Genomic DNA, 12,760 nt, shown 5'->3' on the forward strand with positions numbered 1-12,760 from the left:
ACTCAGCGGATCTCAATGATACCGTCCCTGACACATCTGACAAAAACAGGCACAAGCCTGGGATCAAACTGTCTGCCGGATTCCTCCTCCAGATTGCGGAGGGCATCCTCCACCTCTATTCCGGGCTTGTAGCTTCTCACAGTGACCATGGCGTCAAAGGAATCCGCAACACACAGAATTCTGGCCATAAGGGGAATCTCTTCCCCTTTTATGCCTCGTGGATACCCTTTTCCGTCATATCTCTCATGATGGCCTATCACAGCCGGTATAACATAGTCCAGAGAGGGCAGGTGCCGGATAATGCCGATGGAAAGTTCCACATGGGATTTCACTTTCTCATATTCTTCGGGGGTAAGCCTGCCCGGCTTATTCAAAACGCTCTCCTCAATCCCAATCTTGCCGATATCGTGAAGAAGCCCTGCCTCATAGATGATCTTAAGCCCCTCCTCATTCATACCGTAAGCTCTCGCCAGTTCCCTTGCGTAATAAGCCACATTTTCCGAATGGCTGAAGGTATAGTGGTCCTTAGCATCAATGGCAGCTGTCAGCGCATAGATGGTCGGCGCGTAGTCGGAATAAACACCCGGCTGGTACCCCATCTGTGAAGGGCGCTCCCCGCCGTTGCCTTCCTTATAAATGACTGTCCTGTTTTTCCCGGCCTTCTTTGCATAATAGACCGCCGTGTCTGCATGGCCGATCAGATCGTGGAAATCGTGGATGGGACAGACCCCCAAAGCAATCCCGCAGCTCACGGTGAGGATCTTCATGGCATTTTCACCGGATGTAGAATTCATCTCCCGCACCTGCTCTGATATCCTGTCTGCAACCGCCTTTGCCTCCTCCTCCGTGGTCCCGGGAAGCATGACGGTAAAAACTTTACCGGAATATCTGGCCACCATTCCCTTTTTTCCCACCTCTGCCTGGATGATCTCTGCGATCCGCTTCAGGGCATCATCCCCCGCCCCCGTGCCGTAGAGTTGGTTGTACAGCTTAAAATCATCCACATCGATCATAATGATGGAGCCAAAGGCATAGGTCTGGCTCTCACAGCACTGTTCCAGCACCTCATAAAAATATTTGCGGTTGGCTGCTCCGGTCAGATAATCCCTCCTGGCCTCCTGATACGCTTTCTCATAAAGCCTGGAATTCTGTATGGCGATAAACGCTACTGAGCTAATTGATTCAAAGAAATTCAGGTCTCCGGCAGTGTATTTCTCCCCGTTCTTTTTCCCGGTCAGAAAGATCAGTCCCAGATATTGTTCATCATCTTTTATTCCGGCAATACACTCAATCTTATATTTGGGCATTTTTCTGCGTATCTCAGCCATGAATTTTTTATATTCCGGTGTATTCCTGTGCTCTCTTGAAAGAATGCATCCCCCGGATTCTCTCAGCAGGCCAAAAACCTTCTCATCCTTTGGTATGACACAGGATATTTCCTCTGTCTTTTGGTTTCCCTGTGTCAGCACATAATCCCCGGCTTCATCTTTCAGGAAAATAAGGACCGCCTCAGCCGGCACTGCTTTTTCTATGGTCTGCATCAGCTGTCCCAGGATCTCTCCCACATTTGTCAGATAGGAGACCCCTGTACTGAATTCTCCGATACACCTGGACTGCGTGATCTCATCCTTTTCAAAGACGGTATCAAGGGCTGCCTTGATGATAAAATAGATCAATACTGCTGCCAGGACCATACTGAGTGCTGCGACCATGGTAAGCTGCGTCTCTTTAAATCCAAAATATTTCTCTAAAGCCGCGTTATAATTCGGGATGAAACTATAAAAAATGAGCGTGGAGATCACAAAGGCTGCCACAAAACAGTTAGCCTTTGACACCAGAAGGTCAAGACGGAACAGGCGCTTCTGATATAACGCATAATACACACAGACCGCCATGACAATACCCGAACATATATCAATGGGAAAACCACGAAACACCGGAAGGGCAATCCCTATCTGTCCCAGTGCCAGCGCCCCGATCCCCAACCACACCGGCCTTAAACTTTTTCCTGCAAATTTATTTTCTCTGCTGTTCTCATATACCATGCGGCTGCATGCAAACAAAGCCCCGCCCTCCACCAGAAACGGGATCACCACCTGCCAGCGCAAATGGTAAACATAGGCATTACTGCCGTTTCCCAGGCTCAGGACCTCCGGGGGCTGCACAAAAATACTGTATTTGTAATTCACCAACAGCATGAGAATGATCGCTGCCGTCCAGAAATGGATATGGTACGACTTTTCAACACGCAGAAATCTTTTCAGAAAGCGGTAGAAAACAAGCGGAATCATCAAAAGCCCCGTGAGGGAAACATGAAACCAGAAACCCTCGGAGGGCCAATAGGCAAGCCTCATAAAGAGGGAACCGCTGGCCCATATGACCATGGTCAGCAAAAGTTCCATAAAAGCGTAGATCGCCGCATCCTTCTTTGCTGCCAAGAAGGATATCAGCAAAAATAGGTAACAGAACAGCGCAATGATCGGTACAATCGTAAAACTGCTCATCCTCACACACCATTCTTCTGACAGATATCCTGCAGGCAGCATTTTTCACAGTAAGGTTTTGTTCTGGCTGTACACACATCTCTGCCGTGGAACACCAGCCTGTGGCAGAAATCGCTGCCCTCCTCAGGGGGGATCAGCTTCCAAAGGGCCATCTCCACTTTCTTAGGGTCTTTTATGGCGTCCACAAGACCTATGCGGTTGACCAGGCGGATACAGTGGGTATCTGTCACGATCGCCGGTTCCCCGAACACATCCCCCATGATCAGATTGGCGCTTTTGCGCCCCACTCCCGGCAGTTTCAGAAGGGCATTAAAGTCAGAGGGCACCCTGCCGCTGTACTCATCCCTCAATATTTTCATGCAGGCACTGATATCCCTGGCTTTGCTCTTTCCCAAGCCGCAGGGCTTCACGATCCGCTCAATATCCTCCACATCTGCCTCCGCAAGTGCATTCACATCTGGATATTCTGCGTATAGATCCTGTACTACCACGTTGACTCTGGCATCTGTACACTGGGCTGCCAGACGGACACTGACAAGCAGCTTCCATGCCTGGTCATAATCCAGGGTGCATCCCACATCAGGGTATTCCTTTTTTAACCGTTCCACTACTTCCAGTGCCAGTTTCTCTTTCGTCATAGTCTCTTTTCCTTTCTAATCGTTGTTCAGGCTGCATAAGATGGGGCTATTTGAATAGTTTTTCCGCTTTTCTCCTTTTTCTGTTACGTTATTTTTTGATACTGAATTTTCCAATCAGTTCTTTTAAGATCTGCGCCTGGGCGGAAAGCTCCTCGCTGGCGGCAGCACTCTCCTCCGCGGTACCGGAGTTTACCTGGACCACGCCGGAAATCTGCTCTATCCCCTGTGATACCTGTTCTGCGGAATGGGCCTGCTCACCGGATGCCTCTGAGATCTTGTAAATGGCGTCAGCCACCCCGCCAACTCCTTCTACCACACGTTTCAGTGTCTTTGCGGTTTCGTCCGCAAGCACCGCTCCATTTTCCACGGCTCTCAAGGAACTCTCTATCAGCACCGTGGTGTTTCTGGATGCCTCCGCGCTCTTGTTGGCAAGGTTTCTCACCTCCCCTGCAACTACAGCAAATCCCCTGCCGCTCTCCCCGGCTCTGGCTGCCTCCACAGCGGCATTCAGCGCCAGTATATTGGTCTGGAACGCAATGTCCTCAATCGTCTTGACGATATTGCCTATTTCCCGTGAACATTCTCTCAGCTCCTGCATTGCCGCCAGCATTTCCTGCATACGGGTGTCGCTGGCAGCCGCCTCCCGGCCCACATCCGCAGCTCTTTGGCTGGCCTTTGCGGCGCTCTCCGCATTAGCGGCGATCTGTGCGGAGATCTCCCCGATACTCTCTGCCAGCTCTTCCACTGCGCCCGCCTGTTCCGACGCGCCCTGGGCAAGGGACTGGGCACCTTCTGAAACCTGCTCTGAACCACAGGACACCTGTTCCGCGGAGACATTGATCTGCCCCAGCGTTACATTCAGTGACTCAATGATCTGTTCCAGCGCCTCCCGGATGAACCGCAGATCACCGATGTAACTGCCATTTACCGTCACATCCAGATTGCCATGTGATATCTCACTCAAAATATGAGTGATATCATGTATCATTTCTTTCAGCGTACTGACAGAGGAACGGATGCTGCCAGCCATACGTCCAATCTCATCATTGCCGTATTCTTTGATCGTAACCTCCAGATTCCCGGCGGAAAACTCCTCCATATTGCTGCTGATCTCCGCAAGGGGCTTCATCATCCTGCTGGTAACGGCTATCACAATAACTGCCAGGAGTCCGAGTATGACAGCAGACAGCAGCACAAGTACAGCGATCAGATGATTCCGGGTTGCATTGACCTCTGACAAAGGCAGTGTGGCAGCGGCCAGCCAGCCTGTTGTTTCGCAGTTTCTGAACATGGAGATATAGGCAGTATCACTGTAATGAAAATCCACAACTCCATTGTAACTGCTTTTTACTTTTTCTTTGTAGTCATTGGATATATCCAGTTCCTCCACATTTTTTCCCATTGCTGTGGGGTCATCGCTGTATATGTAATCTGAATCGTCGGAGATCACCTCCAGATATCCCTCTTCCCCCACCTTTATCTCTGAGAGAAGCTGTGACAAACTGCTCACAAAGACATCGAAACCTGCATAACCTGCAATATCCACACCGTTTTCAGAAAAAACCGGCGAAACCACAGACACGATCGATTCTCCTGAGGCGGGATCCAGGTAAGGCTCTGACACCACAGTTTTCTTCCCGTCAAGCAGGGACTGGCGCCATATGACGTTTTCCAGATTTGCATCCACTGTCTCACCGCTTGAAAGAAAGTATCTGTCCGTCCTCTCGTCCGCAGACCATACCTGCATAACCATCTGGTCAGACATACGCTCCAATGCCCCTGATAGTTCTTTTATCACCACATCCCTACCCTCATACCGGTCGATATCTTCCGCCGTATGCACGGCTTCAAAGTAATCCTGTAAAACAGCATTCTCCTCAAACATACTGACTGACGCAATTTTACTGCTGAAAAAATCATCCACAACAGAAACCGCATAATCTGTCTGCACATCCAAAAGTTTTTCATTAAGGTCTGAGATAGCACCCGCTGCCATTATGCAGGAAATAACAATTAAAATAGCCAGTGACGGAGTCAGCACCAACAGCAGGCTCCTGATGATCTTCCCGGAAACAGATTTTTTTCTCTTTTTCACAGGCTCGTTACCATATTTATTTTCTCTACTTGAAATATCAGACATTGTTCTCCTCCAAGATCATGGCATCGGCCGGTCCTTCCGGACAGCAGCTCAATTCCAGTCAGAATATTTAACTTACATACAAAGTATTATACCATGTGCCCAACAAAAGGCCAATAGATTCCGGTGTCAATCCGTGTATTCCCCGTCATCGCCATAATGCCGGCTGAATGCTTCTGCCAATGCAGACTGCAGCATCTTCATGTCAATGGGCTTCGCCACATGGGCTGTCATCCCTGCCTCAAATGCCGCTTTGATGTCCTCCGCAAATGCATTGGCAGTCATGGCAATGATGGGAATTTTCTTTGCATCCGGATGGTCCAGATTCCGGATCGCGCGGGTGGCTTCATAGCCATTCATTTTCGGCATCCGGATATCCATCAGTACGGCGTCATAGGTTCCCGGCGCTGCCCGCCTGAATGCCTCCACTGTCTGAAGGCCATCCGGCTGCAGGTCAGAGGATGCTCCCTGCATCTGCAGAAGCTCACATAAAATTTCCGCGTTTATGTCATTATCCTCCGCGATCAGGAAATGACGTCCCTCAAATATCTTCGTCTTTCCCTTGCCTGAAAGCCCGGTTATCCTCTCCTCTTCTCCCCCAGCGTCTTCCGCCCTCTCAAATTCCAGGTCCACAACAAACTGAGACCCTTCCTCTTTCCTGCTCTTTACTGAAAGTCTGCCTTCCATTAAATCTACCAGGCGTTTTGTAATGCTGAGTCCCAGACCGGTCCCCTCCAGGTTTCCCACTGCCTGCTCACGGATAAACGGTTCAAAGATCCGGTCCAGAAATCCTTCTGTCATTCCAATCCCTGTATCTTTAACAGTAAACCGGTATCTGACATATCCTGGCTGCTTCTCAGGGCTACTCTCTTCTATGAGGAAATCTACGCTGCCCCCCGCCGGAGTAAATTTAACGGCATTTCCAAGCAGATTGATCAAAACCTGGTTGATCCGCAGGGGATCTCCATAGAAAAAAGTATGTACTATATTTTTCCGGCAGACGGATAAATGCACACCCTGCTCTCCGGCCTGGGGCATGATAATAGCTGTAAGCTGTTCCAGCAGATCAGATAAATGGATCTTCATACGGTTTAAGGTTATCTGGGATTGTTCGATCCGGCTCATATCCAAAACATCATTGATAAGGCTTAACAAATGCCTGCTGGAAACTGTGATCTTCTGCAGACAGTCCTCTATACGGCTGCGGTCATCCATATGTGCCTCTGCCAGAGTGGTCATGCCCACAATGGCGTTCATGGGTGTCCGGATATCATGGCTCATGGCGGACAGGAAATCACTTTTTGCCCGATTGGCCTCCTCCGCCAAACGCAGTGCTTCTTCCAGTTCTTTCTTTGTACTGCGCTCTGCTGCGATCATATCTGTCACATCTGCCCGGACCACACAGACTATACTGTGATTCTGGTTTCCCCAGAGTACATTAAACTGCTTATAGCGAATACTGCCGTCCATCTCATAGGAAGCCACAAAATCATAACCTGACGGTTCTCTTTCCAGACGGGCAAGGACGGAGGTCAGCCGAAGCTGTGTCTGCAGTGTCTCCTCGGATTCCTCCAAAACAGAGGAGCCGGCAAAAAGCGCAATGGCATCGGCATACTGTTCGATCACTTCCGGCGGCAGATTTTCCAAAACTGTTTTTCTGGTATACATGGTAAAACTGCCGCTGTTCACATCCAGAAATCCCATGAGTTCAAAGGTGTACGCAAGCATATTCAAAAGCCCCTGCTGTTCCCTGACGGAATCCGTTATGTCGGTACACACAAGACAGTAACGCTCCAGCCACGGCTCCACGGAAGCAGCCGTCATTCTCTTAATGCGGATATTTCCATTGCTGTCTGTTATAGAATAAGTAAAAGTATAAGGTCCCTCTTTCAGCGTCCTGCGGATCTCATCTGCCTTCAAAGCCTCCGCATATGATCTGCTGTCCTTTGGCAGTACCACCGATCCGGCCATATAGGCCACTCTCTCTGAATGGCAGCCGCTCAGTGCAGGGGCCCCCACAGCACCCTCTCTGCGTGTCAAAACGGTGTACGTGTCATGAAGAAGATCCACATCCATAACATAATCATAGCTTGTGACTGTGAGCTGCCGAAAGATCCGTTTGGAGATGGTTTCCTCTGTAATATCCGTAACCGTAAGAATCCCAATGACCTCTCCCCCATCCGGCCCAGACAGAAGGTTTACCTTAAACCGGACATAACGCCCGTGTTTTTCCTTTGGCAGACGGATAAAGCATTCCATGGTCTGCTCTGTCTTATTTTCCGCAAATGCGCGCAGCATTGCATCATTCCAAAAAAGGTTTAAAAATTCGCTTCGGTCCTTCTCCCTTATGATAAGCCCTGCAAGTCCCTGATAGAGTGCTTTCCTGGATGTTCCAAACCGCTTCAGGAGGGCGGAATCCGTGGAATCCCGTATCTCCACCACCTTGTCCTTGGATATAATGCTGTGGCCAAGGATCAGTTCATTGGCCCCCGGTTTGTGGTAATGCTCCAGAAGCTGTTCTTCATACTGGCGCTGCAGCCGCCCCTTTTCCTCCATGGTTTTGCTGATATCCGTATAAACAATGTATATTCTGCGGACATTGCCTTCCGATGGCAGCATTGACAGCGTACTGCTGACCCAGATATAGCTCCCATCCTTCCGCTCCATGCGGGCAATAAGTTCACAGGATTTTTCTTTTCCCGCTAAAAAGTGCTGCAGCCTGTCCCGGTTTTCTTTTATATCCTCAGGATAAATTCCCGCAAAGATATTCTCATCATACAGCGCTTTTGCCTCCTCCACTGTCCGCTGCATCATGGCAGCAAAACCGCGGGAGATAAATTCCAGCTTCATGGCACCGTCCGACTGATAGGTCATCATGGAGATACCTCCTGGAAATTGCTCCACCATGCTTCTGAAATAAAGGTCCAGGCGCTCTTTCTCTCTGCGTGTCTGAACAGACTCCGTAACATCCCGCATATATTTTACATAAGCGGGAATACCGTTCCAGTCTGTTTCCCGGTAGTATGCCTGAAAGATCTGCTCGGTCCCGTCTTCTTTTTTCTCATGCTCCTCCCCCTCCATCTTTCCTTTTGTCATACTGCAGAATTCACAGGGTGCATTTTTTTCATACAGTGCAGTGTAACATTTTTCCCCCAGACAGTTGGGCTTGTGTGAAAAAAGTCCCTCTGTTTCATTTATATAAAGGAGTTCATAGTTGTCTTTTGCTATAACATAAATGCCGTCTGCCGTCTCATTGGTAATATTCTGGAACAATCGGCTCTCGGAGGACATTCCGGTAAAGACCGCATAGAACCGGGTGCTGTCCGTACCCGTTCCCATGCGCCGGCCATTTAAATGGATCCAGATCAGACTGCCGTTTTTATGGCGCATCCGGTAAGATACATCTAAGACTTCCCCTGTCTCAAACGCCCGCAAGGCGGCTGAAAGCACCCGCTCCCTGTCAGCCTTATAAATGACATCCAACGCGTCATGCTTTATCATCTCTTCATATTCTTCCCTGGTATGACCTGAAATTTCCATAACACCATCTGAATAATAGAGAGGGATAAAACGGCTCCCCTTAATCTCGTAACTGGCAATCCCTCCGGGAATAGAATTGACCAGGTGGTCCAGCTCGCACTCCACCTGTTTCTGCCGGCTGATATCCGCAATATACTCAATATGCGCCGGACGTCCTGCCCAGTCAATATCCCTGCCCGTAAAACGATAGGTATGCCCATTCTCCGGAATCAACAGTTCACGGAGAATCGGTTCATCTCCCGCCATTCCCGCAGGACATGCTTTACAGGGCGTATCATAACCAAATGCCTGATAGCAGGTCATCCGCTTTCCTCTGTATTTGGGGGAAATCATGGTCCTGGCCGCCTGATTGGCATAGAGAAGCTCCCTGTCATCCAGGGCACTTATAATAACAGATGTGGGTGAGTTATCAAGTATGGACTCAAGCTGGCCCATGGAAAGAATCACATCTTCCGTCACAGCAGGATACCTCCTCGTCTAATCAAATAATATAATACTTATGCATCCTTTGTTCACATACATAAAAATACTATTGCAAGTATAACAAAATACGCGAAAAATAGCAATATTCCGGGGGGATGTGCACGGAATCTCTGCATGGCGCACAGCTTGATCCTGTGGTAAAATATTTATGTTCATGCTATACTGATTTAAAATACTGATGGAAACAAAAGGAAATGAGGTAAGACTTGTGAAAGATGATACAGAACTGTGCAACGTAGTTTATGGTGTGTTAAAAACACACATTCAATTCGGGGTCTACCATTATGGCGATGCGCTTCCCACAATGGAACATGCTGCAGGCAGCTTTTTTGTCTCACTGGATACCATACGCCGGGCTTATCTGCGCCTGCAGAAGGACGGCTATATTACCATCTCCCAGAATGTAGGGTCTGTGGTCATAAAGGATTACAGTGAACAGCAGATAGAAGACCATGTCCAGATCTTCTTTTCCCAGAGAAAAAATGCCCTGATCGATTTAAGTAAATCCATAGGACCGCTGACAGGTCATGCCCAGTGGCTCGGACTTAAAAATGCGCCTGCAAAGATGCTAAACAGTACGCCTTTGTCGGATGCCAACCATACATATCCTCCGACTTTTGCGTTCGACTACATTATGACAGCATATGCGTCTTTGGGAAATGATCTTCTCCTTCGGCTGCTGTGGCAGATCTTTACCTTCTTTGAGGCACCTTTTTTCAGTACACCCAAAAATCCTTGGCATATGTCAGTTGTCACGGAATATGCACCGCGCTCTTTAGAATTTTGCCTAAAAAAAGACTGGGATTCTCTGCGCGGATCCATCCGCAGCGCACAGGACTCCATTTCCCTGTCTCTATGCCGGTTTTATGAAGAGAGGATCACCATGCCCGGTCCGTCCCAGGAGATCCCGTTCACATGGAGCCCGTATAAAAAGGCATCACAAATATGCTACTCACTGGCAATGGACCTTCTCACATCCATCAGCCGGGGCCAGTATCCTGCAGACACCTTCCTCCCTTCTCTGAGTCAGCTTTCCAAAGAGAGAAATGTATCTGTGAGCACGGTCCGCAGGGCACTTTCCCTGCTCAACGGCGTAGGTGCCACCAAATCCTTCAAGCGGATTGGAACTAAAGTGCTGTCTTACAAGGAGACAGCGAAAAACTGTGATTTTACAAAACCTGCTGTCCGAAAACGGATGTTAGATATGGCACAAAGCCTGCAGATCCTGGCCTTATCCTGCAGGGATGTTTCGGAGATCACCATATCCTCGCTGGATACCGATGCCATACAGGATTGTCTGAAACGCTTGTCCGGACTGAAAGAACGTCAGCAGTATGAGCTGATCACTTATGCCACATTGGATATGCTGAGACAATATTCCCCTTATGAGGCTGTCCGTACCGTTTACACGGAGCTGCTGCAGCAGCTTTTCTGGGGATACACACTCTACAGTATATGGAAAAAGAGCGATGATAAAAAGGATCTGTATATTTCCTGCTTTGAAACCTTCAGCCGTTCCCTGAAAGAAGCAGATGCCGTCCGTTTTTCCGAGAAACTGGAAGAACTTTTGATGCATGAGTTTCATTTCACGATCAGCAATCTGGTCCGATCAGGAATAAAAGAAGCGGAAGAGCTTCTGATCCCTGATCACTGACAGGCGTCTGATTCCAGACGAAACTGTCCGGTCAGATCTTTCAGAAGCTGTGCCTGCGCTGACAGCTCTTCACTGGCAGCCGCACTTTCTTCCGCTGTAGCGGAATTCGTCTGCACCACCTCAGAGATCCGTTCAATTCCCTGTTCTACCTGAAGGATGGAATCTGCCTGTTCTATGGAGGACGCTGTGATCTGCCCAATGATCTCGGTCACAAGCCCGACACTTTCCAGCACCGCGTCAAGTGAGTTGGCTGTCTCATCCGCAATACGTGTACCGCTCTTGACGGTATTCAGGGAATTCTCGATCAATGCGGCAGTGTCTTTGGATGCTGCCGCTGACTTTGTGGCAAGATTGCGGACTTCCGCTGCAACCACGGAAAATCCTCTGCCTGCTTCCCCGGCCCTGGCTGCTTCCACTGACGCATTGAGTGCAAGGATATTGGTCTGGAACGCAATATCTTCAATTGTCTTAATGATCTTACCGATCTCTCTGGAACTGGTGCTTATATCCGCCATGGCTGATACCATATCCTGCATCCTGCGGTTACTCTCACCTGCCTCGCTCCCCGCCGCATTTGCCCGCTGGTTTGCCTCTTCCGCGTAGTCTGCATTATGTTTTACATGATTGGAAATGCCTCTGATGGTCTCCGCAAGTTCTTCGATGGAGGATGCCTGCTCTGCTGCCCCCTGCGAAAGAGCCTGTGCTCCTGATGACACCTGGTCAGCTCCCGATGATACCTGGTCAGAAGACAGATTGATCTGCATCAATGTATCGCTTAATGAAGTTTTGATCCGTTCAATAGATTCCAGCACTTTTCCAAAGTCCCCTACATACTTTTCCTCCGCTTTTGACCGCACATTAAAATTACCGTCTGCCATTTCTCCCAGCATGTTACCCTCATCCTGTATGATGGTCAAAAGTGAATCCACCACACTGCGCATACTGTCAGCCAAATGGCCCAGTTCGTCTTTTGCCGTATAACCGATAGCTGCAGCCCTCAGGTTTCCACGGGCCAGGTTATCCGCAGCCTGTTCCAGTTCCGAAACCGGCACAGTGATAGCCCTGGTAATATAACTGCCGAACAGAATACTGATCAAAATACTGCAGATTCCCAGAAAACTCAGCATAATTATAGCATTCCTCTGGTCTGCACGTATGTTTTCTATCAGCTCCTCTGCTTTGAGATCGCCATTCTCGATCAGAAGATCCAGTTCTTCCTGGGCCGCTTTTATGGTGGGAATATTGTTTGCCTCCATATACTCTGCCGCTTCCCTTGTTTTATTCTGAGATGCCAGTTCCAGGACCTGCTGTCTCATAGGGGCCAGCTTTGTGAACTGCGCCTCCAGCCTGGTTATGATCTGTTTGTCTCCAATAAAATGTTCCTTAACAATAGGAAGCTGTTCCTGTATTATCTTGGCTGACTCTTTGGCATTTTCTATGGCCTCACCGGTGATTGCCTCATCCTCATTGGCGATTGAACGGTACACCGCTTTCTGCATTCTCTCAAAATTGGAGTTGATCATATTCGCGCTGCCTTTTACAAGAAACGGCCCGTCATAAAATGACTCAATCTGTTTGCTGAAATCTACAAGATTCACAATACTGACGGCCATTCCTGTAATAAGGAACAGAAGTATAACAACATAAGATATAACCAACTTTTTACTGATTCTTAAGTTCTTCATTTTCACCTTCCCCGAGCTAAAAACAATTGTCCCCATCTTTGTTCATATACATAAATATTATTTTAAGTATAACAAACCATGGTAAAAATAGCAACATTTTACCATGGCTTCTGTTTGTT

The 12,760-nt window shown here is 48.6% G+C and carries 6 protein-coding genes; 1 reads left to right on the forward strand and 5 read right to left on the reverse strand.

Features of this window, described 5'->3' with window-relative positions; translation table 11 throughout:
• Positions 1-2: 2 nt before the first annotated feature.
• From CI595_RS05055 to CI595_RS05070, 4 genes are all read right to left on the reverse strand, one after another.
• The gene (locus tag CI595_RS05055) at positions 3-2,504 is read right to left on the reverse strand and encodes a sensor domain-containing diguanylate cyclase/phosphohydrolase (RefSeq protein ID WP_162291811.1); all 2,502 of its coding nucleotides are present in this window, start codon (positions 2,502-2,504) and stop codon (positions 3-5) included.
• Between the two features lie 2 nt (positions 2,505-2,506).
• Positions 2,507-3,142, reverse strand: a complete 636-nt coding sequence (locus CI595_RS05060) for an endonuclease III domain-containing protein (RefSeq protein ID WP_095172181.1) — start codon at positions 3,140-3,142, stop codon at positions 2,507-2,509.
• A gap of 88 nt (positions 3,143-3,230) precedes the next feature.
• Positions 3,231-5,282 (reverse strand): methyl-accepting chemotaxis protein, encoded by a 2,052-nt coding sequence (locus tag CI595_RS05065; RefSeq protein WP_095172182.1) that lies wholly within the window; start codon positions 5,280-5,282, stop codon positions 3,231-3,233.
• 126 nt (positions 5,283-5,408) lie between these two features.
• Entirely contained in the window at positions 5,409-9,278 is a 3,870-nt protein-coding gene (locus tag CI595_RS05070; protein ID WP_243135101.1) for an ATP-binding protein, read from the reverse strand.
• 232 nt (positions 9,279-9,510) lie between these two features.
• Here CI595_RS05070 and CI595_RS05075 point away from each other — a divergent pair, with 232 nt between their 5' ends.
• Positions 9,511-10,956 (forward strand): GntR family transcriptional regulator, encoded by a 1,446-nt coding sequence (locus CI595_RS05075; RefSeq protein WP_243135102.1) that lies wholly within the window; start codon positions 9,511-9,513, stop codon positions 10,954-10,956.
• On the opposite strand, the gene CI595_RS05080 is transcribed toward CI595_RS05075, so the two are convergent.
• A complete protein-coding gene (locus tag CI595_RS05080; RefSeq protein WP_095172184.1) occupies positions 10,950-12,641 on the reverse strand; it encodes a methyl-accepting chemotaxis protein in 1,692 nt (563 codons plus the stop codon). The two genes, CI595_RS05075 and CI595_RS05080, sit on opposite strands and share 7 nt — an antisense overlap.
• Positions 12,642-12,760: the final 119 nt, after the last annotated feature.

The organism is Blautia hominis (assembly GCA_002270465.1).
GTDB lineage: Bacteria > Bacillota > Clostridia > Lachnospirales > Lachnospiraceae > Blautia > Blautia hominis.